At 67.5% G+C, this 25,340-nt stretch carries 29 protein-coding genes and 1 pseudogene; 18 read left to right on the top strand and 12 right to left on the bottom strand.

What is annotated here, in order from left to right; genetic code table 11:
• Nucleotides 1-205: 205 nt before the first annotated feature.
• Nucleotides 206-358: a hypothetical protein gene (locus tag AC3A5Z_RS15990; RefSeq protein WP_487520322.1), complete on the top strand. Its 153-nt coding sequence runs from the start codon at nt 206-208 to the stop codon at nt 356-358.
• A gap of 37 nt (nt 359-395) precedes the next feature.
• On the opposite strand, the gene gyrB is transcribed toward AC3A5Z_RS15990, so the two are convergent.
• From gyrB to mutM, 9 genes are all read right to left on the bottom strand, one after another.
• A complete protein-coding gene (gyrB, locus tag AC3A5Z_RS15985) occupies nt 396-2,813 on the bottom strand; it encodes a DNA topoisomerase (ATP-hydrolyzing) subunit B (RefSeq protein WP_487520321.1) in 2,418 nt (805 codons plus the stop codon).
• A 79-nt stretch (nt 2,814-2,892) separates the two neighbouring features.
• Nucleotides 2,893-3,513 carry a LysE family translocator gene (locus AC3A5Z_RS15980; protein ID WP_107662743.1) on the bottom strand — a complete coding sequence of 207 codons (621 nt, stop codon included), beginning with the start codon at nt 3,511-3,513 and terminating at the stop codon, nt 2,893-2,895.
• A complete protein-coding gene (locus AC3A5Z_RS15975) occupies nt 3,510-3,935 on the bottom strand; it encodes a VOC family protein (protein WP_487520320.1) in 426 nt (141 codons plus the stop codon). Before AC3A5Z_RS15975 ends, AC3A5Z_RS15980 begins: the two co-directional genes overlap by 4 nt.
• Entirely contained in the window at nt 3,932-5,023 is a 1,092-nt protein-coding gene (gene recF / locus AC3A5Z_RS15970) for a DNA replication/repair protein RecF (protein WP_107662741.1), read from the bottom strand. Before recF ends, AC3A5Z_RS15975 begins: the two co-directional genes overlap by 4 nt.
• A gap of 65 nt (nt 5,024-5,088) precedes the next feature.
• A complete protein-coding gene (dnaN, locus tag AC3A5Z_RS15965; RefSeq protein WP_487520319.1) occupies nt 5,089-6,207 on the bottom strand; it encodes a DNA polymerase III subunit beta in 1,119 nt (372 codons plus the stop codon).
• Between the two features lie 128 nt (nt 6,208-6,335).
• A complete protein-coding gene (dnaA, locus tag AC3A5Z_RS15960; RefSeq protein ID WP_487520318.1) occupies nt 6,336-7,706 on the bottom strand; it encodes a chromosomal replication initiator protein DnaA in 1,371 nt (456 codons plus the stop codon).
• A gap of 534 nt (nt 7,707-8,240) precedes the next feature.
• Complete coding sequence (gene rpsT / locus AC3A5Z_RS15955) at nt 8,241-8,519, bottom strand: 30S ribosomal protein S20 (protein WP_136791561.1); 279 nt, start codon at nt 8,517-8,519, stop codon at nt 8,241-8,243.
• A gap of 97 nt (nt 8,520-8,616) precedes the next feature.
• Nucleotides 8,617-9,393, bottom strand: coding sequence for an enoyl-CoA hydratase (locus AC3A5Z_RS15950; RefSeq protein WP_487520317.1), 777 nt, complete (start codon nt 9,391-9,393; stop codon nt 8,617-8,619).
• Nucleotides 9,394-9,455: 62 nt separating this feature from the next.
• Entirely contained in the window at nt 9,456-10,307 is an 852-nt protein-coding gene (gene mutM / locus AC3A5Z_RS15945) for a bifunctional DNA-formamidopyrimidine glycosylase/DNA-(apurinic or apyrimidinic site) lyase (RefSeq protein ID WP_487520316.1), read from the bottom strand.
• Between the two features lie 94 nt (nt 10,308-10,401).
• Here mutM and ubiE point away from each other — a divergent pair, with 94 nt between their 5' ends.
• Nucleotides 10,402-11,154, top strand: a complete 753-nt coding sequence (gene ubiE, locus AC3A5Z_RS15940; RefSeq protein WP_487520315.1) for a bifunctional demethylmenaquinone methyltransferase/2-methoxy-6-polyprenyl-1,4-benzoquinol methylase UbiE — start codon at nt 10,402-10,404, stop codon at nt 11,152-11,154.
• Nucleotides 11,155-12,684 carry a 2-polyprenylphenol 6-hydroxylase gene (ubiB, locus tag AC3A5Z_RS15935; RefSeq protein ID WP_487520314.1) on the top strand — a complete coding sequence of 510 codons (1,530 nt, stop codon included), beginning with the start codon at nt 11,155-11,157 and terminating at the stop codon, nt 12,682-12,684.
• On the opposite strand, the gene AC3A5Z_RS15930 is transcribed toward ubiB, so the two are convergent.
• Together AC3A5Z_RS15930 and AC3A5Z_RS15925 are read right to left on the bottom strand one after the other, a co-directional pair.
• Nucleotides 12,685-13,338 carry a flagellar hook capping FlgD N-terminal domain-containing protein gene (locus AC3A5Z_RS15930; protein WP_487520313.1) on the bottom strand — a complete coding sequence of 218 codons (654 nt, stop codon included), beginning with the start codon at nt 13,336-13,338 and terminating at the stop codon, nt 12,685-12,687.
• A gap of 9 nt (nt 13,339-13,347) precedes the next feature.
• On the bottom strand, nt 13,348-14,097 hold the full coding sequence (locus tag AC3A5Z_RS15925; protein WP_487520312.1) for a flagellar hook-length control protein FliK: 750 nt from the start codon (nt 14,095-14,097) through the stop codon (nt 13,348-13,350).
• Nucleotides 14,098-15,719: 1,622 nt separating this feature from the next.
• Here AC3A5Z_RS15925 and AC3A5Z_RS15920 point away from each other — a divergent pair.
• From AC3A5Z_RS15920 to AC3A5Z_RS15895, 6 genes and pseudogenes are all read left to right on the top strand, one after another.
• On the top strand, nt 15,720-15,995 hold the full coding sequence (locus AC3A5Z_RS15920) for a rod-binding protein (RefSeq protein ID WP_487520311.1): 276 nt from the start codon (nt 15,720-15,722) through the stop codon (nt 15,993-15,995).
• Nucleotides 15,985-16,314, top strand: a complete 330-nt coding sequence (locus AC3A5Z_RS15915; RefSeq protein ID WP_487520310.1) for a hypothetical protein — start codon at nt 15,985-15,987, stop codon at nt 16,312-16,314. Before AC3A5Z_RS15920 ends, AC3A5Z_RS15915 begins: the two co-directional genes overlap by 11 nt.
• Nucleotides 16,315-16,518: 204 nt before the next feature.
• A complete protein-coding gene (locus AC3A5Z_RS15910; protein WP_487520309.1) occupies nt 16,519-17,811 on the top strand; it encodes a flagellin N-terminal helical domain-containing protein in 1,293 nt (430 codons plus the stop codon).
• A gap of 120 nt (nt 17,812-17,931) precedes the next feature.
• Nucleotides 17,932-18,258: pseudogene (gene flaF, locus AC3A5Z_RS15905) on the top strand (flagellar biosynthesis regulator FlaF); the annotation flags it as partial.
• Entirely contained in the window at nt 18,255-18,659 is a 405-nt protein-coding gene (gene flbT / locus AC3A5Z_RS15900) for a flagellar biosynthesis repressor FlbT (RefSeq protein ID WP_487520308.1), read from the top strand. The pseudogene flaF and the gene flbT, both read left to right, overlap by 4 nt.
• Nucleotides 18,656-19,468, top strand: coding sequence for a DUF1217 domain-containing protein (locus AC3A5Z_RS15895; RefSeq protein ID WP_487520307.1), 813 nt, complete (start codon nt 18,656-18,658; stop codon nt 19,466-19,468). Before flbT ends, AC3A5Z_RS15895 begins: the two co-directional genes overlap by 4 nt.
• On the opposite strand, the gene AC3A5Z_RS15890 is transcribed toward AC3A5Z_RS15895, so the two are convergent.
• Nucleotides 19,469-20,782, bottom strand: a complete 1,314-nt coding sequence (locus AC3A5Z_RS15890) for a FliI/YscN family ATPase (RefSeq protein WP_487520306.1) — start codon at nt 20,780-20,782, stop codon at nt 19,469-19,471.
• Nucleotides 20,783-20,839: 57 nt separating this feature from the next.
• Here AC3A5Z_RS15890 and AC3A5Z_RS15885 point away from each other — a divergent pair, with 57 nt between their 5' ends.
• From AC3A5Z_RS15885 to AC3A5Z_RS15845, 9 genes are read left to right on the top strand one after another with little or no spacing between them, the layout of a single operon-like run.
• Nucleotides 20,840-21,247 (top strand): FlgB family protein, encoded by a 408-nt coding sequence (locus AC3A5Z_RS15885; RefSeq protein WP_487520583.1) that lies wholly within the window; start codon nt 20,840-20,842, stop codon nt 21,245-21,247.
• Nucleotides 21,247-21,627, top strand: a complete 381-nt coding sequence (gene flgC / locus AC3A5Z_RS15880) for a flagellar basal body rod protein FlgC (protein WP_487520305.1) — start codon at nt 21,247-21,249, stop codon at nt 21,625-21,627. Before AC3A5Z_RS15885 ends, flgC begins: the two co-directional genes overlap by 1 nt.
• A 12-nt stretch (nt 21,628-21,639) precedes the next feature.
• Nucleotides 21,640-21,924 (top strand): flagellar hook-basal body complex protein FliE, encoded by a 285-nt coding sequence (gene fliE / locus AC3A5Z_RS15875; protein ID WP_487520304.1) that lies wholly within the window; start codon nt 21,640-21,642, stop codon nt 21,922-21,924.
• Complete coding sequence (locus AC3A5Z_RS15870) at nt 21,921-22,187, top strand: flagellar biosynthetic protein FliQ (protein ID WP_487520303.1); 267 nt, start codon at nt 21,921-21,923, stop codon at nt 22,185-22,187. Before fliE ends, AC3A5Z_RS15870 begins: the two co-directional genes overlap by 4 nt.
• A gap of 1 nt (nt 22,188) precedes the next feature.
• The gene (locus AC3A5Z_RS15865) at nt 22,189-22,902 is read left to right on the top strand and encodes a flagellar hook-basal body complex protein (protein WP_487520302.1); all 714 of its coding nucleotides are present in this window, start codon (nt 22,189-22,191) and stop codon (nt 22,900-22,902) included.
• 9 nt (nt 22,903-22,911) lie between these two features.
• On the top strand, nt 22,912-23,697 hold the full coding sequence (flgG, locus tag AC3A5Z_RS15860; RefSeq protein WP_487520301.1) for a flagellar basal-body rod protein FlgG: 786 nt from the start codon (nt 22,912-22,914) through the stop codon (nt 23,695-23,697).
• Nucleotides 23,697-24,116, top strand: coding sequence for a flagellar basal body P-ring formation chaperone FlgA (gene flgA, locus AC3A5Z_RS15855; protein ID WP_487520300.1), 420 nt, complete (start codon nt 23,697-23,699; stop codon nt 24,114-24,116). Before flgG ends, flgA begins: the two co-directional genes overlap by 1 nt.
• A 10-nt stretch (nt 24,117-24,126) precedes the next feature.
• Entirely contained in the window at nt 24,127-24,846 is a 720-nt protein-coding gene (flgH, locus tag AC3A5Z_RS15850; RefSeq protein ID WP_487520299.1) for a flagellar basal body L-ring protein FlgH, read from the top strand.
• Nucleotides 24,847-24,848: 2 nt separating this feature from the next.
• Nucleotides 24,849-25,337 (top strand): flagellar basal body-associated FliL family protein, encoded by a 489-nt coding sequence (locus AC3A5Z_RS15845; RefSeq protein ID WP_487520298.1) that lies wholly within the window; start codon nt 24,849-24,851, stop codon nt 25,335-25,337.
• The last annotated feature ends 3 nt before the right edge of the window (nt 25,338-25,340 follow it).

The following is a 25,340-nucleotide window of genomic DNA, read 5'->3' as shown; positions in this document are numbered from 1 at the left end:
CTCCGTTCTGATTGCGGACATGGGTCAACGCCTGACGAGAGCGCTTTGTTCATTTCTGCAGCGCATATCCGGTGCCGAACCCGTGATGTTATGGCTAACGCAGGTGAGCCCGGGCAAAAACCGCATGAACAGCGTTTTGGCGGGTTCCCGCCGATGGAACCGGAACGGGCTTGTGCCGTTGAGGCGGATCAACAGGGAGGATCTCATGTCGGAACTGATTTGGCGTCTGGTCATGGGCACGATCATCGGGATCGGCTTCGGCACTGTCTTCGGCGTGGCGATCGGGCAGCTTGCCGTCGGTTGGGCCGTCGGCCTGATCATCGGCTGCGTCTTCGCCGCGACGCCCGTCCGCCGCTAGGACGGACGGCAGCGCCGCAACGCTGCCGTCCCACAGGTCAGAAGTCGAGGTTCTCGACGTTCAGCGCGTTCTGCTGGATGAACTCGCGACGCGGCTCGACGACATCGCCCATCAGCTTGGTGAAGATGTCGTCCGCCTCGGCCAGATCGTCGACCTTGACCTGCAGCAGCGTCCGCGCCTCGGGATCGAGCGTGGTTTCCCAGAGCTGCTCGGGGTTCATCTCGCCCAGACCCTTGTAGCGCTGCAGCGACAGACCCTTCTCGCCCTCGGCCAGGATGGCCTTCAAGAGGTCGATCGGGCCGTGGATCATCTGGTCGCGGTCCTTGCGCATCAGCCGGGCCGGCGCCTGGTAATGTTCGCGCGTGCCGGTCGAGACATGCGACAACCGCCGCGCATCGGCCGAGCGCAGCACCGCGCCATCGAGCGTGCGCAGTTCCTCGACGCCGCGCAGGATGCGCGACAGGCGGATGCCGTGATCCTGGGTGATGCGCCCGGTCCAGCCGCGTTCGTATTCCACCGCGATGCCGTCGAGCCGCTTGGCCACCGTGTCGGCCACCAGCTGCAAGTCTTCGTCGGCACGGCCCGGATCGAAGGCGCCGGCCAGCGCCGCCTGTTCGAGGATGTTGCGCGGATAGTGGGTCGGGAAGGCCTCCAGCACCCGGCGGAACTGCCGCGCGCCCTCGATCACCCGGGCGAGGTCGGCGCCCGCGATCTTCTCGCCGGTGCCGAGCTGCAGGATGGCGCCGTCGACGCCCATCTGGATCAGGTAATCCTCGAGCGCGGCCTGATCCTTCAGGTAGACCTCGGACTTGCCGCGGGCGACCTTGTAGAGCGGCGGCTGGGCGATGTAGAGGAAGCCCCCCTCGATGATCGAGGGCATCTGCCGAAAGAAGAAGGTCAAGAGAAGCGTGCGGATATGCGCGCCGTCAACATCGGCGTCGGTCATGATGACGATCTTGTGGTAGCGCAGCTTGTTGATGTCGAACTCGTCGCGGCCGATCCCGGCGCCGAGCGCGGTGATCAGCGTGCCGACGGTTTCCGACGACAGCATCCGGTCGAAGCGGGCACGTTCCACGTTGAGGATCTTGCCGCGCAGCGGCAGCACGGCCTGGTTCTTGCGCGCCCGGCCCTGCTTGGCCGAACCGCCTGCCGAGTCACCCTCGACGATGAAGATCTCGGACAGAGCCGGGTCCTTCTCCTGGCAGTCGGCCAGCTTGCCCGGCAGCGAGGCCACATCCATCGCGGTCTTGCGCCGGGTCATCTCGCGCGCCTTGCGCGCCGCCTCGCGGGCCAGCGCCGCCTCGACGATCTTGCCGACGATGATCTTGGCGTTGGTCGGGTTCTCTTCGAACCACTCGGCCAGCTTCTCGTTCACGAGGTTCTCGACCGCGGGCCGGACTTCGGAGGAAACGAGCTTGTCCTTGGTCTGGCTGGAGAATTTTGGGTCGGGCACCTTCACCGACAGAACGCAGGTCAGACCCTCGCGCGCGTCGTCGCCGGTGAAATCCACCTTCTCGCGCTTGGCGATGCCGGAGGACTGGGCATAGGCGTTGATCGTGCGGGTCAGCGCGCCGCGGAAGCCCGCCATATGCGTGCCGCCATCGCGCTGCGGGATGTTGTTGGTGAAGGGCAGCACCGTCTCGTGGTAGCTGTCGTTCCACCACATCGCCACTTCGACGGTGATCCCCGCGCGTTCACCGATGATGTAGATCGGCTCGGGCATGATCGAGGATTTCGAGCGGTCGAGATACTTCACGTATTCCCGCACGCCGCCCTCGTAGAAAAGCTCGGTCTTCAGCGGTTCGGCGGGGCGTTCGTCTTCCAGCAGGATGCGGACGCCGGAGTTGAGGAAGGCCAGCTCGCGCAGGCGGTTTTCCAGCGTCTTGTAGACGTAGTCGAGGTTCGAGAAGGTCTGGGTCGAGGCGAGGAAGCGCACCTCTGTGCCCTTCTCGCCCGGGGCGTCACCGACGACGCGCAAGGGCTCCACCGTCTCGCCATGGGCGAATTTGGCGTAATATTCCTTGCCGTTGCGCCAGATCCTGAGTTCCAGCCATTCGGACAGCGCGTTCACCACCGAGACGCCGACACCGTGCAGGCCGCCCGAGACCTTGTAGCTGTTCTGGTCGAATTTGCCGCCCGCATGCAGCTGGGTCATGATGACCTCGGCCGCCGAGACGCCCTCGCCCTGGTGCATGTCGACCGGGATGCCGCGACCGTTGTCGCGCACCGAAACCGAGCTGTCGGCATGGATCTTCACGGAGACGGCGGTGGCGTGACCGGCCAGCGCCTCGTCGATGCCGTTGTCCACGACCTCGTAGACCATGTGATGCAGGCCCGAGCCGTCGTCCGTATCACCGATATACATGCCGGGACGCTTGCGGACGGCTTCCAACCCCTTCAAAACCTTGATGGAATCTGCGCCGTATTCTTCCGGCACTTTTGCTGCTTCGGCCATGCGGACCCACCCTTTTCATTACCCGCAACTTATAGCCGCCGGGGGGGGGAATGTCACGCGCCTGCCATAGATTTAGCGGTCAGGAGAGGGCAATCACGCCTGCAACCGCAATCAGCAGCACCCCCGCCGTGACGTTCAGCCGACGCAGCGCCTCTGGCGAGGACAGAAGCCTGCGCACCCGGTCGACCATGAGCGCGAAGCAGAGGTTTCCGGCCATCGGGATCGCCGCCGAGACGGCGAGGATCGCCGCGACATCGACAGAGGTCAGCCGCGTGAGGTCGAAGAAGCCGGGCAGCACGCCCATGTAGAACAGGATCGCCTTGGGATTGCCGAGGATCACCGCGATGCCGGCGGCGAAGCCCGCGAAACGGCCGGGGCGGGTGAGGCGGCTGTCGGTCGAGATCGGCTTGCCGGCGTTGCGGATCAGCATCCAGCCCATGACGAGAAAGATCGCCACCGCCACCCAGCGCAGCACGGACATGAAATCGGCATAGACCGAGGCGACCCAGCTCAGCCCGAAGATCGCGGCGAGCGGCCAGAAGAGATCGCCGAGCGCGACCCCCACCGCCAGCGGCCAGGCGGCGGCGAAGCCTCCGGTGAGGCCGCGGGCGATCATCGCCACCCAGACCGGGCCGGGGGTGAGGAACAGGATGACGAGGGCGCCGCAGTAGAGCAGCAGGCTTTCCGCAGCGATGGTCATGCGGGCAACGTCAGGCTGCCGTCTGCGGCCAAGGGCCAGAACGGGTTCATCGCAACCTCCCAGACATGGCCATCAGGATCGGCCCAGTAGCCGGAATAGCCGCCCCAGAACACCTTCTCCGGCGGCTTCAGCGCCGTGGCGCCCGCTGCCAGCGCTTGCGTGAAGGCCGCATCGACCTCGGCCTCGGTGGCGAAGTTCTGCGCCAGCGTCACTCCCCCGGTGCCGAGGGTCGCGCCAGCCCGGCCCTGATCGGCGGCGAGATCGGCGAGCCCGAACAGCGCCAGCGCCAGACCGTTCAGCTGGAAGAAGGCGACGCCCTCCTGCCGCCCGTGCTGGCGCCAGCCGAGGCGTTCGTAGAAGGCGATGGCGGCGGCCAGATCGGCGACGCCCAGCGTGATGAGCGTGACCCGCTGCGGCGTCATGCGACGATCTCCCTCACACTGGACACGCCTGCCTCCTCGGCCACCTCGAACACCTGCGCGCGGCTGCCCAGCGTGTCGAAGAGCTCTGCCCCCGTGCCGGTCATCAGCGCCTGCGCCCCCAGGGCACAGAGTTCGTCATAGAGCGCAGCGCGCCGTCCGGCGTCAAGATGGGCCGCGACCTCGTCCAGCAGCAGGATCGGCGCCGCGCCGAGATCCTCGGCCAAGGCCCGGGCATTGGCGAGGATCAGCGAGATCAAGAGCGCCTTCTGCTCGCCGGTGGAGCATTGGTCGGCGCCGACGCCCTTGGCGGCATAAACCGCCAGCAGATCCGTGCGATGCGGGCCGATCAGCGTGCGTCCCGCCGCCATGTCACGCCGCCGCCCCTCGGCCCAGGCCGTCGCCAGATCCTCGGGTTCCTCGCCGGAAAGGCTGAGGGCGGCATGGGGAAAGGCGGTCGCAGCGCCCTCCTGCGCGGCATTCAGCCGCGCCAGCGCCGCGGCGCGATGCGCCACGATCAGCGCCGCTGCCTCGGCCATCCGCGCCTCCAGCGCGCCATACCAATGCGGGTCGCCCACCTGATCCTTCAGCAGCCGGTTGCGGTCGCGCATCGCCTTCTCATAGGCCAGCACCGCCTCGGCGTGATCGGGGGCGAAGCTCATGGTCATGCGGTCGAGAAACCGCCGCCGCCCCTCGGCCGCCTCGATCCAGAGCCGGTCCATCGCCGGCACCAGCCAGAGCAGCCGGGCGATCCGGCCCAGCATCACCTGCGTCGCGGCCTTGCCGTCGATCCGCACCTGCCGCTGCGCCCCGGCCTCGGCCCAGGTCTCGACCTCATGCGCGCCGTGCAAGCCGCGAAGATCGGCGCTTACCTTCCAGCCCAGAGCCTCGGGCCGCCGGGCGATCTCTTCGGCGCCGGCGCGCCGCAACCCGCGCCCGGGCGAGAGCAGCGAGACGGCCTCGAGGATATTGGTCTTGCCCGCGCCATTGGCCCCGAAGATGGCCACCGGCCGCCCGTCGAGCTGCAGCCGTGCTGCGCGGTGGCTGCGGAAATGCGACAGGACCAGCGTCTCGATCGCAAGCCCGCGCATCACACCCTCATTTTCTGTCGAAAAATATCCCGGGGGGTCCGGGGGGCTGGCCCCCCGGCGTCGGCTCAGACGCGCATCGGCATGACGACATAGACCGCCGACATGTCATTGCCCTCGCGCATCAACGTCGGGTCGCCCGAGGAGTTGAACAGGAAGACCGCGTTCTCACGATCCACCTGCGAGGCGATCTCCAAGAGATACTTGGCGTTGAAGCCGATCTCCAGCGTCTCGTCGGCATAGGCCACGGCCAGTTCTTCCTCGGCGGCGCCGGAATCGGGGGCGTTCACCGAGAGCACCAGCCGGTCCTCGTCGAGCGACAGCTTCACCGCGCGCGAGCGTTCCGAGGAGACGGTGGCGACGCGGTCGACCGCCTTGGCGAATTCGGCGGCGTCGACCTCCAGACGGCGGGTGTTGCCGGTGGGGATGACGCGGGTGTAGTCGGGGAAGGTGCCGTCGATGACCTTGGAAGTCATGGTCAGCACCGGGGTGGCGAAGCGCACCTTGGTCTCGGACACCGAAACGGCGATTTCGGCCTCGTCGTCGTCGAGCAGTTTGCGCAGCTCGTTCACCGTCTTGCGCGGCACGATGACGCCGGGCATGCCCTGCGCGCCCTCGGGCAGCGGCGCATCGATCCGGGCCAGACGGTGGCCGTCGGTCGCGACGCAGCGCAGCACCGGGCCCTCGTCGCCGGTGGCGACATGCAGGTAGACGCCGTTCAGGTAGTAGCGGGTTTCCTCGGTCGAGATGGCGAATTTCGCCTTGTCGAACAACCGCCGCAGCACCGGGGCCGGGGCGGAGAAGTTCGAGGCATATTCCGAGCTCGCCATCACCGGGAAATCTTCCTTCGGCAGCGTGGCGAGGCTGAAGACCGAGCGGCCGGCGGTGACCGTCAGGCGGCCGGTCGCGGCATCTTCGGTCAGGCCGACCAGCGCGCCGTCGGGCAGCTTGCGGACGATCTCGTGCAGCATGACCGCCGAGACGGTGGTCGCGCCGGGGCGTTCGACCATGGCGGCGGCGCGGTCCACCACCTCGATGTCGAGATCGGTGGCGCGGAACGACACGGAGCTGCCCTCGGCCTCGATCAGCACGTTGGCGAGGATGGGAATGGTGTTGCGGCGCTCGACGACCGACTGGGCTTGCCCAACGGCCTTCAGCAGGGTGCCGCGTTCGATGCTGATCTTCATTCCCTCATACCCTTCTGACCGACGCCTCGCGTCAGGGACGCCGAAGCTGCCCGGCTTTTCGCCGGATCACAAGTTTTTTCGACTATGGAAGCTTTCGCGGGGCCGTCAAGGCCCCGGCCCGACCCGGTTCAGGCCTGTAGCAGACGGCGCAACAGTTGCAGATCGTCGTTGAGCTGCGAATCCGTCGCCATCAGCTCTTCGATCTTGCGCACACCGTGCATGATCGTGGTGTGGTCGCGCCCGCCAAAGCGGCGGCCGATCTCGGGCAGGGAGCGCGGGGTCAGCTGCTTGGCCAGATACATCGCCACCTGACGCGGGCGCGCGATAGTGCGCAGCCGCTTCGGGCCGATCATGTCGGAGAGGCGGATGTTGTAATGCTCGGCCACCTTGCGCTGGATCTCCTCGATGGTGACCTTGCGGTCGGAGGCGCGGAGGATGTCGGCGAGGCAGTCCTGCGTCAGGTCGAGGTTGATCTCGCGCCCGACGAGGCTGGCGAAGGCGAAGAGCCGGGTCAGCGCGCCTTCCAGCACGCGGACGTTGGTGGTGATGCGATGGGCGAGGAACTCCAGCACGCCATCGGCCAGCACGAGGCCCTTGTACTGCTGGTGATAGTAGTCGGCCTTCTGCTGCAGGATCCCCAGACGCAGCTCGTAATCCGTGGGATGCAGGTCGACGACCAGACCGCATTGCAGGCGGCTCTTGATCCGCTCTTCCAGATCCTTGATCTCGCCCGGCGCGCGGTCGGCGGAGATGACGATCTGCTTGTTCTGGTCCACCAGCGCGTTGAAGGTGTGGAAGAACTCCTCCTGCGTGGAATCCTTGCCGGCGATGAACTGCACGTCATCGACCATCAGCACATCGACCGAGCGGAACAGCTCCTTGAAGCCCATGATCTCGCGCTCGCGCAGGGCCTGGACGAAGCGGTACATGAACTGCTCGGCCGAGAGGTAGAGCACCCGCAGGTCGGGCTGGCGCATCTGCAGCTCGTGGGCGATGGCGTGCATCAGGTGGGTCTTGCCGAGCCCGACGCCGCCATAGAGGAACAGCGGGTTGAAGCTGACCGGACCGCCCTCGGCCACGCGGCGGGCGGCGGCATGGGCGAGCTCGTTCGGCTTGCCGACCACGAAGCTTTCGAAGGTGAAGCGGGCATCCAGCGGGGCGCCACGCAGGTCTTCCTCGGCCACGGGCTTGGCCTTGACGGTGGTCTTCACCGGGGCGGGGGCCGGAGCCGGAGCGGGCGCCGCAGCGGGACGGGGCGCGGTGCTCACGGCGAATTCCAGCCGCTCCACGGCCGCGCCGCCTTCGGACAGGTGCAGACGGATGTGGTCGCCGAAGTTGCGCGAGACCCAGTCGCCGAAGAAGACGGTCGGCACCTCGAACCGGGCGACACCCTCGCGCAGGCCGGCGAGTTTCAGTGGTTCGATCCAGGTGACAAAGTTGTTCCGGCCTACCCGCTGAAGCAGACCTTCGCGCATTTGCACCCACGTGTCGTTCGTCATTCCCAAGCCCGTCCGTCGCTTTTTGTTTGCGGCCTGCCCTCGGCGTCATGCCATGGGCTGCCATGTTGTCTCGTTCGCGACTGCACCGCGCCCCCTCTGCCGAGAAGGCACAGAAGGACGGGCCAGCCCCACCGCCATCAGCGGCGCGGGCCGGAAAACCGGGTCGATACGGACTGGGTGCCACCGAAAGGCTTCGGTGCCCCCTATCTCCGTGGAATGCGTGCTTTATTCAGCACAGACACCATAACCCCATGACCACAGGACATTCTTCATCCAGTCGCGGCAGCGCGACACCAGCAGCGATGTAAAACGACCTGCGATCAGCCATGTCCCCCCAAGGACGAAGTGAATCGCCTCCAGACGCTAGCAACTGGCACCGAGGCTCCGCAACCGAACTTCACTGTTGACGCATAGATTGCCGAAGCGAATCCCGGAGGGCGGGCAAAACGGCAACGCTGGGGTGAAACGCGCATTCAGACATGCAAAAAGCGCGCCGGAGCGGCGCGCTTTTGCAGATCAGTCGTGCGTTTCGGATCAGGCTGCGGCAGCAGCGCCGAGGGTCTTCACGCGCGAGGAGAGGCGCGACATCTTGCGCGCCACGGTGTTCTTGTGCAGCACACCCTTGGTGACGCCGCGCGCCATTTCGGGCTGAGCGACTTTCAGAGCGGCAGCGGCAGCAGCCTGGTCACCGGAGGCAAGAGCCTCCTCGACCTTGCGAAGGAAGGTGCGGATCCGCGAACGGCGCGCCTTGTTCACGGCATAGCGAGCCTCGGACTGGCGGGCGCGCTTCTTGGACTGGGGCGAATTGGCCATGTATCGAGTTTCCGGTTCTTCGGTTCGTGTCTATCTTGAAGCCGCGTCTTTACGAGCGACTCGGGCTCGAGTCAACCGGGTATGGGCGGTTTTTCACTTATCTGTCACGGAACTGGGGCGTGCGTTTTTCCAGAAACGCGGCCATCCCCTCCTTCTGGTCCTCGGTGGCGAACATCGCGTGGAACAGCCGGCGCTCGAAGAGGATGCCTTCGCGCAGCGTGGTCTCGTAGCTGCGGTTCACCGCCTCCTTCACCGCCATGGCGGTGAGCGCGGATTTCTCGGCGATGCGGGCGGCGGCCTTCATCGCCTCTTCCATCAGCGATTTCACCGGCACGACCCGGCTGACGAGGCCCGAGCGTTCGGCCTCGGCGGCATCCATGAAGCGGCCGGTCAGATGCATGTCCATCGCCTTGGCCTTGCCGACGAAGCGGGTGAGCCGCTGGGTGCCGCCGAGGCCGGCCACCACGCCGAGATTGATCTCGGGCTGGCCGAACTTGGCGTTCTCGGCGCAGATGATGAAGTCGCACATCATCGCCAGCTCGCAGCCGCCGCCCAGCGCATAGCCCGCCACGGCGGCGATCACCGGTTTGCGGGTGCGCAGGATCGCTTCGGAATCCTGGGTGAAGAAGTCGCCGCCGAACATGTCGACGAAGCTCTGCTCGGCCATTTCCTTGATGTCGGCCCCGGCGGCGAAGGCCTTTTCCGACCCGGTGAGCACGATGCAGCGCACCTTGTCGTTGCGGTCGGCCTCGCCCAGGGCCTGCGCCAGCTCCGACATCAGCTTGCAGTTCAGCGCGTTCATCGCGTCGGGCCGGTTGAGCCGGATCAGCGCGACATAATCCTCGATCTCGACGATCAGCGTCTCGTAGGCCATGGCTGTTCCTTTGCACTCGCAGCGTTGGGCGAAGGTCTAGCAGCCCGGCGGACGGGATCAAGTCATCTCTGGCAGATCGGGCAGTGGAAGGTGGAGCGCCCGGATTGCACGATGCGCCCGACGGTGCCGGGGCAGCCGGGGGTGACGCAGGGCTGGCCCTCGCGGTCGTAGACGCGGAAGGTGTGCTGGAAATAGCCGAGCTCGCCATCCGCCTGCCGGTAGTCGCGCAGGGACGATCCGCCGGCCTCGATCGCCTCGGTCAGTACCTGGCGGATGATCGGCACGAGCGAGGCGACGGTTGCGGCGGACAGCGCGCCCGCCTTTCGGGTGGGGTCGATCTGCGCGCGGAACAGCGCCTCGCAGACATAGATGTTGCCAAGCCCCGCCACCACGCGCTGATCCAGCAGCGCGGCCTTGATCGGCGTGTTGCGGCCCGCGAGCCGCGCGATCAGATAGGCCTCGTGGAAGACATTGCCCAAGGGCTCCGGCCCGAGCCCCGCCAGCAGCGGGTGTTCTGCCGCGTGATCGGTCGCCACCAGATCCATCGAGCCGAAGCGCCGGGCGTCGTTGAAGGTGACCCGCGCGCCGCTGTCCATGGTCAGCACCACATGGTCGTGCTTGGCGGGGGCCGGATGGTCGTGGTGGAAGTCGCCCAGCAGGGCGCCGGAGACCAGCATCCGCCCCGACATGCCCAGATGGATCAGCAGACTTTCGCCGCTGCCGAGATCGGCGAGGATGTATTTCGACCGGCGGCGCAGCGCGAGAATGCGCTGGCCGGTCAGCCGCTCGGCCATGGCTTCCGGGAAGGGCCAGCGCAGGTCGGGGCGGTTCACCAGGGCCTCGGTGATGACATGGCCGGTGAGCACGGGCTCCAGCCCGCGGCGCACGGTTTCGACCTCGGGCAGTTCGGGCATTCTCACTCCGCGACAGATGGCAGCACGGCGGCGCATTGCAGCGCGCGCCGGGCAGCCTATAAAGAGAGGTCAAAGCGAAGGACAGCAAGACCCGATGACCGACGATCAGCCCAACACCACCCACTTCGGCTTCCAGACGGTGCCCGAGGGGGACAAGGCCGGAATGGTTCATGGGGTCTTCACCCGCGTGGCCTCGAAATACGACATCATGAACGACCTCATGTCGATGGGCATCCATCGGCTGTGGAAGGATGCGATGATGGACTGGCTGGCCCCCCGTGCCGGGCAGCGTCTGCTGGATGTGGCGGGCGGCACGGGCGACATCGCCTTCCGCTTCCTCGGCCGCGCGCCGGGGGCGACGGCGGTGGTCTGCGACATGACCGAGAGCATGCTGGTGGCGGGCCGCCAGCGCGCCGAGGCCGACCGCATGTCGGAGCGGCTGGATTGGGTGACGGGCGATGCGATGGCCTTGCCCTTCAAGGACAACAGCTTCGACGTCTACACCATCAGCTTCGGCATCCGGAACGTGACCCGGGTGCAGGACGCGCTGAACGAAGCCTTCCGGGTGCTGCGCCCGGGCGGGCGGCTCATGGTGCTGGAGTTCAGCCATCTGCCCAACCCGGCGATGCAATGGGCCTATGACCGCTATTCCTTCAACGTGATCCCGGTGATGGGCCAGATCGTGGCCAGTGATCGCGACAGCTATCAATATCTGGTGGAATCGATCCGCAAGTTCCCCGATCAGGAGACCTTCCTGAAGATGATCCAGAAGGCCGGTTTCGGTCAGGCGAAGTATCGCAACCTCTCCATGGGTATCGCTGCGCTGCATTCCGGCTGGAAACTGTAGGTGCGCGGCCCGCACAATATCTGGCGGCTGATCCGGACCCTTGCCACGCTGGAGCGGACCGGGGCGATCGGCGTGGTGCTGGCGGCGCTGGACGCGCCGCCGCGGATCCGGCTGGTGGCGCGGGTGCTCGGCTGGCCCTTCGCTTGGATCGGGCTGAAGGGCGACGAGACGCTGCCGCCCGCGACCCGGGCGCTGACCGCGCTGGGTCCGGCCTATATCAAGTTCGGCCAGATCCTCTCGACCCGGCCCGACGTGGTCGGCCCCGAGATGGCGGTGCAGCTGCAATATCTGCAGGACAAGCTGCCGCCCTTCCCGGTGGCGGTGGCCAAGACCATGGTCGAGGCCGAGCTGAACCGCCCGGTGAGCCAGATCTTCTCGGAATTCTCCGAGCCCGTCGCCGCCGCCTCGATCGCGCAGGTGCATCGCGCGCGGCTGGCCGATACCGGCGTGCAGGTCGCGGTGAAGGTGCTGCGCCCGGGGATCGAGCGGTCGTTCCGCACCGATATCGACGCCTTCTACCTCGCCGCCCGGATCATCGAGCTGCTGTCTCCGGCCTCGCGCCGGCTGCGGCCGACCGAGGTGATCGCGCATTTCGAAGGCGTGGTGAACGGCGAGCTGGACCTGCGGCTGGAATCGGCGGCGGCGGGCGAATTCGCCGCCAATACCGAGAATGACGCCGGTTTCCAGGTGCCCAAGCCGATCTGGAACTTCTCGGGCCGTCAGGTGATGACGCTGGGCTGGGCCGAGGGCATCAGCCTTGCCGACAATGCGGCGCTGGATGCGGCAGGGCATGACCGGCAGGTGCTGGGCACGCGGGTGCTGCAGCTCTTCCTCAGCCATGCGCTGCGCGACGGCTTCTTCCATGCCGACATGCATCAGGGCAACCTGAAGGTGGCGGCGAATGGCGACATCATCGCCTATGATTTCGGCATCATGGGGCGGCTCGACGAATACACCCGCCGCGTCTATGCCGAGATCCTGTTCGGCTTCATCCGCCGCGACTACCGCCGCGTGGCCGAGGTGCATTTCGAGGCCGGCTATGTGCCCGCCGACCGCGACATCGATGAATTCGCCCGGGCGCTGCGGGTGGTGGGCGAGCCGATCTTCGGCATGGACGCCACCTATATCTCGATGGCGAAGCTCTTGGCCTATCTCTTCGAGGTGACCGAGCGCTTCGGCATGGAGACGCGGACCGAGTTGATCCTCTTGCAGCGCACCATGGTGGTGGTCGAGGGCGTGGCGCGCAGCCTCGATCCGCGGATCAACATCTGGCAGGTGGCCCGGCCGATCGTCGAGGACTACATCAAGGAAAACGTCGGTCCCAAGGCGATCCTGCGCGATCTGACCCGGACCGCCCGCGTCGTCGGCCGCTTCGGCCCGCGGCTGCCGCGGCTGGTGGAGGATCTGCTGATCCGCCAGGGTCAGACCGTGGTGGTCTTGCCGCCGCGCCGCCGGGTGCATCCGGTGGTCTGGATGCTGGCGGGGGCGGGGATGACCGGGCTCGGGGTCTGGCTGGGCGCGCTGCTCTGATCATTGCGCGGCACGCAGGCCGGTCACGGCCTGGGCCAACACCTCGATTCCGCCCTCCAGCACCAGCATCGTGCCCGACTCGCCGCCGCGCGCCTCGATGATCCGGCCGTAGACCTCCACCGGGCTGGTGCCGAGAAGCTTTTCGCCGGCATAGCTCTCCAGCGTGAAGCTGTAGGCCCCGTCGGGCAGCGGCGCGCCGGTGGGGTCGAGCCCGACCCAGTCCATCGGCCCGGCGATCACCGGCACGTCCTCGCGCGAGACCACATCGCTCTCGGCATCGCGGACGACCAGCACTGCCCCGTCGGCGCCAAAGGCCGGGTTGGGCGAGATTGTCACCGGCGCACCGTCGAACCAGGCGGGTGCGGCCACCCGCGCTTCGTTGCCGATCCAGCCCGCCAGCTGCGCCATGCCCATCATGTCGAAGGAGGAAATCATGCTTTGTAGAAGCAGGTTCGTCTGGGTCTGCTGCTCCACCCCCGAGAAGGTCGCGAGCTGCACCGCGAAATCCGACGACTCCATCGGGTTGAGCGGATCCTGATACTGCAGCTGGGTGGTCAGCATGTTGAGGAAGGTCTGGTAATCCGACACGCTGCTGGCGGCGCTGCCGGTCTGCGTCGTCGTGCTGGTCGTGGCGGTGGCCGAAGCGACATCCATCATCGTCTCCTACATCCTGAGGTCGAGCCCGCTGCCCCGCGACACGGGAGCGGGCAGGCGGGGGAAGGCGACAGCCGCGCCCAGTTCGGTCCCCCGCGGCGGCGGACGGTCGGCCTGCCGCTCGCCACCCTTCTCGCCCTTGCCGAAGCTGAAGGTGACGCCCGCGAAACCCGCATCGGCCAGCTCCTGCTGCAGATGCCCGGCATGGCGGCGCATCAGATCCAGCGTCTCGGGCCGGTCCGCCGAAAGCGTCACCCGAAGCCCCGCCCCTTCCTGCTCCATCCGCAGGGTGACACTGCCCAGCTCTTCCGGCGAGAGCGCAACCTCCACTCCGCCCCCGCCTTCCCGCGCCAGCTCCGTCAGGGCGGGTGCCACTTCCGGCGGCAGGGAACGCGGCGGGAGCGCAGGACGATCCGCTGGCTCGAGTTTGGTCAGGGCCGGATCGCCCTGGGGTGCGGGGGCCGGGAGCGGATCAGCGGCGGATATTTCCGGTTGGAGTGGGGCGCTGTGCTCCGGTGCGGTGAGGGAAGGGCTTGAAGGCGCGAGCAGTTCGCTCTCCTGCGCATTGGCGCGGCGGGGCTCGAGAGGGCGGGTGGTCAGGGCATCGGACAGGTGGACCTGCGCCGGCGCCTCCGGGAGCTTGTGCGCCTGCGGAGGCGTCGCCTGGGGAGATGGCGCCAATATGCGCCCGTCGAAGGGGAGCGTTTTCGGCCTCGCAGGCGCCCCCCGCGTGGTATTCGCGAGATTTTCTTCGGACATCCCTGCCTTGTCGGAGAACTGCGGGTCGTCCGACCTTTCCGGGCGTAGCCTTGGCTGGGCGGACATCGCCTCCTCGGGCGGCGGAGGCGTCGCCGGTGCGAGAGGCGTCGTCGGTGCGAGAGGCGGAGCAGGCGTTGCGGCTGCGAGAGGCGCAGCGGGCGTGACGTGCGGGCGCGGCAGAGCAGGCTCGCCCGGGGAAGCTGCGCTGCGGAGGGACCTTGCCGGATCCAGGGGCACTTCGCTGCTGCGATGAAGCTGCGGCGGGGCATCGGATTTCGACGGGCTAGCCGGCTCGGTGGCATGATCCACGGCGGTCTCGACGGCTTCCCGGATCGTGATTGGCGGAACGGCTGGTGCGCTGGCCTTGAACGCGTGAACAGCCGTGCCTGTAAATGCTGTCTGTGCTGACGGACTGAGGAGGAGTCGATCCTCCTTCACATCGGGCGCGGGCAGGCGCTCCGGCAATGCTCTGATCCGCACGGGCGGGAGTGTCTTCACCTCCGGGCCTGGCGCAGCTTTGGATTCGAGTCGCACCACAGGTTCCGCAGACGCTTCGAGATGCTGTATCTGGCCGACCTCTCTGAGCGACTGCGCTGATCGTGTGGACGGAAATGACCCTTGCTCGCTCGGGCTCGCCCCTGCGTCTGGCGACGGCGCTGGCTTCTGCGCGGCCGCTATGCCGGAGTCGATGGCGACCGGGAAGGCCGCTACGGGTGAGCTCGCAGGAGCGGCCCCGGCATATGGCGTGGCAGCTTGGGAAGCAGAGTCAGGATCTCGGGCGACGACCATGGACTCACCCGCAGTGGCTGCCGCTTCCGGTCCTTCAGCCTGCCGGTCGGATGATCCTGCTTTCGTCTCCTCCTTCCGCGGCTCAGCCCGAGCATAGGCCTCCGGATTGCCGCGAGAAGCGCCTGGAGCAGCAGCATCCTCCGGAAGCGCCATGGGCAGCCGTGGTACGTCTTGCCGCGCGCTTTCCCCTAGCTGGGCCACGACGACAAGCCTAGGCTGCGACACTTCCTGCTCAGCGCCGCCCGTATCCTGCAACCCCGGAGCAGGCTGCAAGGGCACCGCCCGCGACGTCGACCCTGCTGGAAGCCCCTGGTGATCCGCCCCTCGCGACGCCTCCAACTCTGCGGGGGGCAGTGCAGCAAGGTGCCGTGCTGGGGCGGCGTTGGAATCGTCAGCCTCCGCGGTGTTTGAGGCCGCTTCAGCCTCGTCGAAGGGAGAGGCCGGAGACTTATCGACCGGCGGAAGCACCGCAGTCATTGCAACTGCCCATCCCACCGCGACTTCCTTGCCTGACGACTCCTCGGCTGGCTCCGCTTCGACAGGGCCTTCCTCTGCAGACATCGAGGGTTTCTCAGGAAGAGGCGCTTCCGATTCCCGCTCCTTCGGCACCGAAAGCACCTCCGCCTGCAGGAAGGCCAGGAGGAAGGCTCCGTCGCCCGTCGCAGTCGCCGGGACAGCGGCGGTCGGGGCCTCAGGGGCGAAGGGTATCATAAGTGGAGCGATCATCTGAACCTGCGTTCTGCCGGACCTTGCTCCGTTTTCCACGAGACTGATTACCGACTGTTTACCCGCATCGCGGATAGTCACAAAAATCCGATGGAAAGGAGCATGGCATGATACCCGACCCGATTCTTCCCCTGCCGCCGGCGGCGCGGCAGCAGCTGCTGCACGGCAAGGCGGACGAGCTGGAGGCAGCTTTTCTCTCGGAAATGCTGGCCCATGCCGGGGTGGGGCCCGGCGAGGGCAGCTTTGGCGGCGGCATCGGCGAGGAACAGTTCGCCTCCTTCCTGCGCAACGAACAGGCGGCGGCCATGGTGCGCGGCGGCGGGATCGGGTTGGCGGAAAGCCTGTTCCGCGCGCTGACGAAGGGCGACGCGGATGCCGTCTGAGGCGGCGGCGCTGGAGGCGCTGCTCGACGCGATGCGCGGGGCGATCCTGGCCGGGGATCTGGCGGCGCTGGGCCCTTTGGGCGAGCGGGCGGTGCAGGCGCTGACCGCGCCGCCGGTGCTGGCGGAGGCCGATGCGCAGCGGCTGCGCGAGAAGGCGCAGCGCAACATGGTCTGTCTCGAGGCTGCGGCACGCGGGGTCCGGGCGGCGCGGCGGCGCCTCGCCGAGGTCGAGGCCGCAGTGTCGGGCGGGCTCGGGACCTATGACGCGCATGGCCAGCGCGCGCAGGCGGCCCTGCCGACGCTGGTCCAGAGGGTCTGACTGCGGCGCCTTTGGTTCAAATGCGGGCCAGAGCGGAGGAGGGAATTAGCGATCCGTTAAGACATGGAGGGCATCAATCAGCTTGCGTCCCGGGGTGGGATGGCGCGGCGGGGGCACCCGGCGCAAGGGCAAGAACGCCTGTTCCGCCATTCGCAGCGATGGCTTTCTGCCCGCGCAAAGCGCAGGCCTGTCAAAGGAAACGCAATGTCTTCCATCCTTACCAATACCGGCGCCATGGTCGCACTCCAGACGCTGCGGGGGATCAACACCAACCTGGCCAAGACCCAGGACCAGATCTCCACCGGCAAGTCGGTTGCCTCGGCCAAGGACAACGCCGCCGTCTGGGCGATTTCCAAGGTGATGGAGTCGGATGTCACCGGCTTCAAGGCGATCAGCGACAGCCTGGCTCTGGGCAAATCGACCGTCTCGCTGTCGGCCAAGGCGGCGGAGTCGGTGACCAGCCTGCTCACCGACATGAAGGGCAAGATCGTCGCCGCGCAGGAGGCGAGCGCCGACAAGACCAAGATCCAGACCGATATCGCGGCGCTCACCAAGCAGATCGACTCGGTGGTCAACGCGGCGCAGTTCAACGGTCTGAGCCTGCTCAGCAACCGCGAATCGGCCACAACCTATGCGCTGATCAAGACGACGGTCTCGGGCACCGGGACGGTCAACGTGCTGTCCTCGCTCGACCGTTCGAGCACCGGGGTGGCGTCGTCGTCGATCGCCGTGGCCAAGCAGGACCTCGGGACCCAGGCGGCAGCCGCCGGTGGCCTGACCCTCGCTGCGGCGGCCTTCACCGCGGCGGGCACCGCGACGGCCAATGGCGCGGCGCTGGCGACCTATACCGTCGCGGGTGAAACGGCGACGTCGGGCCGCAATGCCACGGTGATGGCCGGCGACGGCTACTCCTTCGACCTGACGAAATTCGTCGGCACCAATGCGACTGCCACCGGCACGGCGCTCTATGTGGCGCGTGACGGCGACACCAACGCCGATATCGCCAAGAACCTCGTCGACACGATCAACTTCGAACTGAAGAAACAGGGCCTCGGCACCGACTTCACCGTGACGGCCAGTTCCAACACCTTCACGGTGCAGAACAACACCGCGACGGCGCTCGCGGCCTCGGCGGCGGGCGATGCCACGCTGACCGCGGGCGGCAAGGCGGGCGGCGGTCTGGCGCTGGTGGCCAAGATCGACGTCTCGACCACCAACGGCGCCAAGGCGGCGCTTTCGGCGATCGAGGGGCTGATCCAGACCTCGATCAAGGCAGCCTCGGCCTTCGGCTCGGCGGAAGGCCGCATCGGCATCCAGGCGAAGTTCGTCGGCGACCTGATGGATTCGATGAAGGCGGGCATCGGCTCGATGGTCGATGCCGATATGGAGGAGGCTTCGGCACGGCTGCAGGCGCTGCAGGTCCAGCAGCAGCTCGGGATCCAGGCGCTGTCGATCGCCAACCAGGCGCCGCAGAACATCCTTTCGCTCTTCAAGTGACGGGCCATGAGCCGGGCAGCTCCTGCCCGGCTCATTCCGCTGCTCGTGCAATCTTGGAAAGGATGACCCATGTCCACCGCTCAGACGGCCCGCCTCGCCTAATCCCGGCCTGAGGCCCCCGCCCGCACGGCGCGCGGCGTCGAATACGATCTGCTTGCCCGCATCACGCAGAAACTGGCCTCAACCCGTACCCGCAAGTCCGAGGATTTCGCCGCCTTCGCCGCGGCCCTGCAGGACAATCTGCGTCTCTGGTCGACCTTTGCCGCCGATGTGGCCGACAATGACAACGGCCTGCCCAAGAAGCTGCGGGCGCAGCTCTTCTATCTCTACCAGTTCATCGACCAGCACAGCCTGAAGGTTCTGAAGGACGATGCCGGCATCGATGTGCTCATCGACATCAACACCGCCGTGATGCGCGGCCTGCGCGGCGACGGGGGCAGGGGATGAGCGGCCTCGTCCTGAAACTCGGCCCGCATGAGCGTGTCCTAATCAACGGCGCGGTCATCGAGAACGGCGAACGGCGCTCGCGGCTGGCGGTGATGACGCCGAACGCCAATATCCTGCGGCTGCGCGATGCCATCCACCCCGGCGAGGTGACGACGCCGGTGCGCCGCGTCTGCTATATCGCGCAGCTCGTGCTGTCTGGCGATGTCGATCCGGCGGAGGCCCGCCTGCAGCTGCTGCGCGGCATCGAACAGCTCAGTCAGGTGCTGACCGACCCCGACAGTCGGCTGCAGTTCGCGGTGGCGACCAAGGCGGTGATGGAGGATCAGCATTACCAGGTGCTGAAGGCGCTGCGCAGCCTCTTGCCCCGGGAGGAGCGGCTGTTTGCCGCACGGTCGGAATGAGCTTCGCGCCGGTCGTCCCTTTCGGTGGCGTTGCGGGGTGGACCTTCCTCAAGCTCACCCTGCCCTCGCAGAAGGCCGCTTTCGAGGCGGCTCCGGCCAACCAGCGCGACGAAGCCTATTTCCGCGAGAAGATCGGCAAGATCACCACGGCGGAGGCGCTGGTGTCTGACCGTCGCCTGCTGAAGGTGGCGCTGGGCGCCTTCGGTCTCGAGGCCGACATCAACAACAGGTATTTCATCCGAAAGGTTCTGGAGGAGGGCACACTGAGCGCCGATGCCCTCGCCAACAAGCTGGCGAACAAGCAATATGAGAAACTCTCTGCCGCCTTCGGCTTCGCGCTGGGCGCAGCGAGCACCCAGATCTCGGGTTTTGCCGACAAGATCCTCGCGCAATATGACGCCCGCCAGTTCGAGACGGCCGTGGGGGCGCAGAACGACGACATGCGGCTGGCGCTGAATGCGGAGCGCGAGCTGTCGACGCTCGCGGCCTCAAAAACGAGCGAGACGGCGAAGTGGTATACCGTGCTGGGCTCCGCCCCGCTGCGCAAGGTCTTCGAAAGTGCCTTCGGCCTGCCGACGAGCTTCGCCTCCATCGATCTCGATCAGCAGGTGGCGACGTTGCGGGCCAAGGCGGGGGCGGCCTTCGGCAACGAAGGCGTGGCGCAATTTGCCGATCCGGGGAAGACGGAGCTGCTGATCCGCCGCTTCCTGATCCGGTCGGAGAGCGCGGCGCAGGCGGCAAGCTCGCCTGCGCTGCAGCTGCTGCAGAACTCCGCGCGCCCCTCCAGTCTGCTGTCGCTGCTCCACTGATCACGGGGCAGACAGGCAGGCGGCGAGCCGACGGAAGCTGCCCGCGATTCCATCCGGCGCATCCTCGGCCAGAAAGGCGTCGAGCGCGGGCCAGACGCGGATCGCGGCATCCACCTGCGGGTCCGACCCCTTGGCGTAGAGCCCGGCCTGGATCATCATCTCGGCCCGGTCGAAGCTGCCCAGAAGGCGGCGCGCCGTGGCGATCTGCTGATTCTCGGCCTCGGAAGCGGCATCGGGCAGGCTGCGCGACACCGAGCGAAGCAGGTCGATCGCCGGAAAGCGCCCGCGCTCCGCGATCTTGCGGTCGAGCACCACATGCCCGTCGAGCACGCCGCGCAGGATGTCGGCCACCGGCTCGTCCATGTCCAACCCCGCCACCAGAACCGAGAAGATCGCGGTGATGTCGCCCGACCCCTCGGGCCCGGGCCCCGCGCGTTCGGCCAAGGACATGATGGTATGGGCGGTCGAGGGCGGGAAGCCGCGCATGTTGCCCTCCTCGCCCCCGGCCAGCGCCACCTCGCGATGCGCCTCGGCGAACCGGGTAATCGAATCGATCAGCAGCAGCACATGCAGGCCCTGATCGCGAAAATGTTCGGCCACGGCCATCGCGGCCCAGGCGCAGCGCCGACGGAGCAGGGGCGACTGGTCGGAGGTGGCGGTCACGATGATCGACCGCGCCATCCCCTCGCCCCCAAGCACTTTTTCGGTGAAATCGCGCAGTTCGCGCCCGCGTTCGCCCACCAGCCCGATGACCACGAGATCGGCGCTGACCCCCCGCGCGAATTTCGCAAGGAGAGAGGATTTGCCCACGCCGGAGCCCGCAAACAGCCCGATCCGCTGCCCCTGCACCAGAGGCAGCAGCGTGTTGAAGGCGGCCACCCCGGTTTCCAGCCGCGGGCCGAAGCTGCGGCGACTGGCCGCAGCCGGGGCCGGGCCGCGCAGGGGCCGCGCCACCGGGCCGCGGAACAGCTGCCGCCCGTCGAGCGGCCGCCCGAGGGGATCGACGATCCGCCCGATCCAGCTGTCGTCGGGCGCGATCTCGGCCCGGCCCACCAGCTCCACCGCATCGCCGATGGCCAGCCCCTCCGACAGCCCGTCCGGCAGCACCGTCAGCCCGTCGCGCGCCAGCCGCAACACCTCGCCCCCCACCGCCCGGCGCTGCCCGACGATCAGCACCCGGTCGCCGAGCGCGGTGCCGGAGGAAAGCCCCGTCACCCGCACCGTGCCACGCCCGAGCTCGGCCACGCGACCGATCCGGCGGCAGCGCGGCACTGCCGCGATTTCTGCACGAAGCGCTGCAAATAGTTCCGACATTCGAGTCCCCCTTTGTTCTGTGAGAACCGTTTCTAAAGGAATCACCCTTAAGCCTTGGTGAAGCAGATCGAGGGAGAAGCCCCGGTGTTTCAGAAGCTGGAAATCTTCAGGATGGCCGATGCTCTGGCGGTGCACGCCGGGTCGCGGATGGGTGTGATCGCCGGAAATGTCGCGCATGCCGACACACCCGGCTACAAGGCGCAGGACCTGCCTGAGTTCGCCGAAAGCTACGGCGCCACGGCCAGCCTGCGCAGCACGAGGCCAGGCCACATGGCCAGCACTTCGGGCCCTGCCTTGCCCGGGCCGCGCGAGGCCGGGGGCGCCGACGCGCCCAACGGCAACTCCGTTTCGCTCGAGGCGGAGATGGTGAAGGCCGTCGACGTCAAGCAGCAGCACGAGATGGCGCTCTCGATCTATCAGAGCGCCTCGCGCCTGCTGCGCAGCAGCCTCGGGCGGAACGGGTGATGAGCGATCTCTCCACCTCCCTCGGCCTCGCCGCCTCCGGGATGCATGCCCAGGCGATGCGTCTGCGCCATGTCTCGGAAAATATCGCCAATGCCGATACCCCCGGCTACCACCGCAAGACGCTCAGTTTCCAGGAAGAGACCGATACAGGCCGCGTCGCCCCCGGCCCGGTCCAGCTCGATCAGGCCGAACTGGTGCAGATCTACGATCCCGGCCATCCCCTGGCCGACGATAGCGGTCACTATGACGGCTCCAATGTCGATCTGGTGATCGAGATTGCTGACGCGCGCGAAGCGCAGCGCAGCTACGAGGCGAACCTCAGGATGTTCGATCAGGCGCGGCAGATGACGCAGAGCCTGTTCGAGCTTTTGCGTAGATAGAGGAGTTCCAGAATGGATATCAGAACCTCGATTGCCGCCGAGACCTATGCGAAGGCCCGGTCGGCCGCGGCTCCCGAGCCGCAGCCGGCCGGTGCGGGTCTGGCACAGATGGCGGAAAGCTTCGCCGAGACGCTGGCGCAGGGCGAGCAGACGGCCATTGCCGCCATGTCCGGCAAGGCCGACCCCCATGCCTTGGTGCAGGCGCTGGCCGCCTCGCAGATGGCTGTCGAAACCGCGGTGACCGTCCGCGACAAGGTGGTGGAGGCCTATCAGGAGATCCTGAGGATGCCGGTATGACCGAGGCGCAGCTTTACGACACCCTGCGTCAGGCGCTCTGGACGGCGGTGCTGATCTCGGCGCCGCTCCTGACGGTGGCGCTGGTGGCCGGGGTCAGCATCGGCCTCTTCCAGGCGCTGACCTCGATCCAGGAGATGACGCTGACCTTCGTGCCCAAGGTGGGGGCGATGCTGATCGTCTTCTGGGCCTCGATGAGCTTCATGACCGCGACGCTGGTCGCCTTCTTCACCGACCGCATCATCCCCCTGATCTCCGGAGGCTGAGATGGACGCCGCCGGCTACGTCACCCTCACCCGCCAGTCCGGCCTGATGCGCGAGATGCAGGTGGTGGCGAACAACATGGCCAACCTCTCCACCAGCGGTTTCCGCCGCGAGGGGGTGGTGTTCAGCGAGTATGTCAAGCGGCTGGAGGGCGATCCCTCGCTGTCGATGGCCAGCGCCAGCGCGCGGCAGGTCGATCTCTCGCAAGCGGGGATCAGCCGGACCGGCGCCGCCTTCGATTTCGCGATCCAAGGCGAGGGGTTCTTCCTGATCGACACGCCGCGCGGCCAGCGCCTGACCCGCGCCGGCAGCTTCACCCCCTCGGCGGAGGGCGAACTGGTGACACCCGATGGCGACCGGCTGCTGGATCAGGGCGGCGCGCCGATCTTCATCCCGCCCGACGCGGGCGCGGTGTCGATGGCAGAGGATGGCACGCTTTCGGCAGGGGGCACGCCGCTGGGGCGGGTCGGGCTCTGGCAGCCCGCCGATCCCCTGAGCCTGCGCCACGAAGGTGGCACGCTCTTTGCCGCCGAGGGCGATCTCGGGCCGGTCGAAGGCGGGGTCTTGCTGCAGGGCGCCTTGGAGGACTCCAACGTCGATGCCGTGGCCGAGGTGGTGCGGATGATCGACGTGCAGCGCGCCTACGAGGCGGGGCAGGCCTTTCTCGACCGCGAAGACGAACGGGTGCGCGCCGTGGTGCGCATCCTTGGCCAGTAGGAGACGACCATGAAGGCCCTGCAGATCGCGGCGAGCGGGATGAGTGCGCAGCAGACGCGCGTCGATGTCATCTCGAACAACCTCGCCAATATGTCGACCACCGGCTACAACGCCCGCCGCGCCGATTTCGCCGACCTGCATTATCAGCAGCTTGCGCGCCCCGGCACCGTGACCGCCGAGGATGGCCGCATGCTGCCCACCGGCATCCAGCTCGGCCTCGGTGTCCGGCCCTCCTCGGTCTCGGTGGTACTGGCGCAGGGCTCGCTCGCCCAGACCAACGGCGATCTCGACGTCGCCATCGAGGGGCGCGGCTATCTGGAGGTGACGCTGCCGTCGGGCGGGGCGGCCTTCACCCGCGACGGCGCACTGAAGCGGACGGCGGACGGGCTGATCGTCACCTCCGACGGGCATGAGGTGGCGCCGGGCATCACCATCCCCAGCGACGCCACCAGCCTGTCGATCAATGCCGCGGGCGAGGTCTATGCCTATTTCACCGATCAGGCGCAGGCGCAGCTTCTGGGCCAGCTGTCGCTGAGCGGCTTCACCAACGAGAAGGGGCTGGAGGCGATCGGCTCCAACCTCTTCGTCGAAAGCCCGGCCTCTGGCCCGCCCATCGTCGGAACGCCGGGGATCGACGGGCTGGGCACGCTGCGGCAAGGCTATCTCGAGGAAAGCGCGGTGGATTCGGTCCGCGAGGTGACCGAGCTGATCAAGGCGCAGCGCGGCTACGAGTTGAACGCCAAGGTGATCACTGCGGTCGACCAGATGCTATCGGCCACGACGCAGGTGAAATGATGCGTCTGGCGCTGCTCCTCATCCTGCTGCCGCTGATGGCCGAGGCCGACAGCCTGGTGGCCACGCGCACCATCCGCGCGCAGAGCCTGCTCGGCCCCGCCGATATCGCGCTGACGAAAGACAGCTTTCCCGGCGCGCTGGCCGATCCGGCGCAGGTGCTGGGCCGCGAGGCGCGCGTGGCGCTCTATGCCGGGCGTCCGATCCTCGCTGCCGATATCGGCCCGCCCGCCATCGTCGACCGCAACCAACGCGTCGCCCTCTCCTATGCCGCGGGCGGTCTGGCGATCACCGCCGAGGGGCGGGCGCTGGGGCGCGGCGGGGTCGGCGATGTCATCCGCGTCATGACCCTTGCCTCCCGCACCACCGTCGATGGCCGGATCGGACCCGATGGCGTGGTGCGGGTCGGCGACACGCCCTGAAGGAATCCCCATGCGCCGCGCTCTCCTGCTTCTCCTGACGATCCCCGCCTGCGCCCGACTGGAAGAGGTCGGCAAGGCGCCCGGCTTTTCTCCGCTGGAGGGCAGCTACCAGCATCACGCGATGTATTCCTCGCCCCTGCCGCGCTCCGCCGACCCCACCGGCCCGACCGAGGCCTCCTCGCTCTGGACGGGCGGGACGGCCTCGCTGCTGGGCGACCGCCGCGCCGGGCAGCGCGGCGACATCCTGACTGTGGTGATCGAGATCGACGACAAGGCGGAGATCTCCAACTCCACCGGGCGCAGCCGCTCGGGCGCCGAGTCGATGGCCATTCCGTCGCTTCTCGGCCTGCCGCAGCGGCTGGACCGCGCGCTGCCCGAGGGGGCGACGCTGGCCGATGCGGTGGACACCAGCTCCAGCTCGGATTTTTCCGGCGACGGGACGGTTAAGCGCAAGGAGAAGCTGACGCTGCGGGTTGCCGCCACCGTGGTGGAAGAGCTGCCGAACGGCGTGCTGCGGATCGAGGGCCAGCAGGAGGTGCGGGTGAACTTCGAGCTGCGCGAGCTGATCGTCACCGGTTATGTCCGCCCCACCGACATCTCGCGGCAGAACGAGATCACTTATGACAAAATCGCCGGGGCCCGCGTCTCCTATGGCGGGCGCGGCCAGATCAGCGACGTGCAGCAACCCCGGCTCGGCCAGCAGGTCGCCGACATCGTGCTGCCGTTCTGACCATGGGCAAGATCCTTCCCATCCTGCTCGCCCTGATCGGGCTGGGCGCCGGAACCGGGGCGGGGCTGTTCCTGCGTCCCGCCCCCGAGCCCGAGCTCGCCGCCGACGCGCATGCCGAGGGCGAGGCGCCCCCGGCCAAGCCGGAGGCCGAGCTGCCGCCCGAACAGCAGCCCGACTACGTCAAGATGAACAACCAGTTCATCGTGCCGGTGGTCGAGGCGGGACGGGTGGCCTCGATGGTCATCCTGTCGCTCAGCCTCGAGGTGACGACCGGCGGTTCCGAGAAGGTCTATGCGGTCGAGCCGAAGCTGCGCGACGCGATGCTGCAGGTGCTGTTCGATCACGCCAACAGCGGCGGCTTCCGGGGCTCCTTCACCGATGGCTCCAACCTGGTGATGCTGCGCAAGGCGCTGCTCGAGGTGTCGCAATCGGTGCTGGGCGAGATGGTCTCGGATGTGCTGATCGTCGACATCATGCGGCAGGACACCTGAGCC

It is taken from the genome of Cereibacter sp. Soil_C_27 (assembly GCF_057657095.1).
This window is presented reverse-complemented; position numbering and strand designations above follow the sequence as displayed.

Bases quoted from the DNA above. Each gene is read 5' to 3' on its own strand.
- flgH (WP_487520299.1), top strand. From the start codon at position 24,127: ATGCGCCGCGCTCTCCTGCTTCTCCTGACGATCCCCGCCTGCGCCCGA.
- AC3A5Z_RS15910 (WP_487520309.1), top strand. From the start codon at position 16,519: ATGTCTTCCATCCTTACCAATACCGGCGCCATGGTCGCACTCCAGACG.
- AC3A5Z_RS15895 (WP_487520307.1), top strand. From the start codon at position 18,656: ATGAGCTTCGCGCCGGTCGTCCCTTTCGGTGGCGTTGCGGGGTGGACC.
- AC3A5Z_RS15950 (WP_487520317.1), bottom strand. From the start codon at position 9,393: ATGGCCTACGAGACGCTGATCGTCGAGATCGAGGATTATGTCGCGCTG.
- mutM (WP_487520316.1), bottom strand. From the start codon at position 10,307: ATGCCCGAACTGCCCGAGGTCGAAACCGTGCGCCGCGGGCTGGAGCCC.
- AC3A5Z_RS15925 (WP_487520312.1), bottom strand. From the start codon at position 14,097: ATGTCCGAAGAAAATCTCGCGAATACCACGCGGGGGGCGCCTGCGAGG.
- flbT (WP_487520308.1), top strand. From the start codon at position 18,255: ATGAGCGGCCTCGTCCTGAAACTCGGCCCGCATGAGCGTGTCCTAATC.
- AC3A5Z_RS15870 (WP_487520303.1), top strand. From the start codon at position 21,921: ATGACCGAGGCGCAGCTTTACGACACCCTGCGTCAGGCGCTCTGGACG.
- flgC (WP_487520305.1), top strand. From the start codon at position 21,247: ATGAGCGATCTCTCCACCTCCCTCGGCCTCGCCGCCTCCGGGATGCAT.
- flgA (WP_487520300.1), top strand. From the start codon at position 23,697: ATGCGTCTGGCGCTGCTCCTCATCCTGCTGCCGCTGATGGCCGAGGCC.
- rpsT (WP_136791561.1), bottom strand. From the start codon at position 8,519: ATGGCCAATTCGCCCCAGTCCAAGAAGCGCGCCCGCCAGTCCGAGGCT.
- AC3A5Z_RS15990 (WP_487520322.1), top strand. From the start codon at position 206: ATGTCGGAACTGATTTGGCGTCTGGTCATGGGCACGATCATCGGGATC.
- dnaA (WP_487520318.1), bottom strand. From the start codon at position 7,706: ATGACGAACGACACGTGGGTGCAAATGCGCGAAGGTCTGCTTCAGCGG.
- flgG (WP_487520301.1), top strand. From the start codon at position 22,912: ATGAAGGCCCTGCAGATCGCGGCGAGCGGGATGAGTGCGCAGCAGACG.
- AC3A5Z_RS15890 (WP_487520306.1), bottom strand. From the start codon at position 20,782: ATGTCGGAACTATTTGCAGCGCTTCGTGCAGAAATCGCGGCAGTGCCG.
- AC3A5Z_RS15920 (WP_487520311.1), top strand. From the start codon at position 15,720: ATGATACCCGACCCGATTCTTCCCCTGCCGCCGGCGGCGCGGCAGCAG.
- ubiE (WP_487520315.1), top strand. From the start codon at position 10,402: ATGACCGACGATCAGCCCAACACCACCCACTTCGGCTTCCAGACGGTG.
- AC3A5Z_RS15930 (WP_487520313.1), bottom strand. From the start codon at position 13,338: ATGGATGTCGCTTCGGCCACCGCCACGACCAGCACGACGACGCAGACC.
- recF (WP_107662741.1), bottom strand. From the start codon at position 5,023: ATGCGCGGGCTTGCGATCGAGACGCTGGTCCTGTCGCATTTCCGCAGC.
- AC3A5Z_RS15845 (WP_487520298.1), top strand. From the start codon at position 24,849: ATGGGCAAGATCCTTCCCATCCTGCTCGCCCTGATCGGGCTGGGCGCC.
- dnaN (WP_487520319.1), bottom strand. From the start codon at position 6,207: ATGAAGATCAGCATCGAACGCGGCACCCTGCTGAAGGCCGTTGGGCAA.
- fliE (WP_487520304.1), top strand. From the start codon at position 21,640: ATGGATATCAGAACCTCGATTGCCGCCGAGACCTATGCGAAGGCCCGG.
- AC3A5Z_RS15980 (WP_107662743.1), bottom strand. From the start codon at position 3,513: ATGACCATCGCTGCGGAAAGCCTGCTGCTCTACTGCGGCGCCCTCGTC.
- AC3A5Z_RS15865 (WP_487520302.1), top strand. From the start codon at position 22,189: ATGGACGCCGCCGGCTACGTCACCCTCACCCGCCAGTCCGGCCTGATG.
- gyrB (WP_487520321.1), bottom strand. From the start codon at position 2,813: ATGGCCGAAGCAGCAAAAGTGCCGGAAGAATACGGCGCAGATTCCATC.
- AC3A5Z_RS15915 (WP_487520310.1), top strand. From the start codon at position 15,985: ATGCCGTCTGAGGCGGCGGCGCTGGAGGCGCTGCTCGACGCGATGCGC.
- AC3A5Z_RS15975 (WP_487520320.1), bottom strand. From the start codon at position 3,935: ATGACGCCGCAGCGGGTCACGCTCATCACGCTGGGCGTCGCCGATCTG.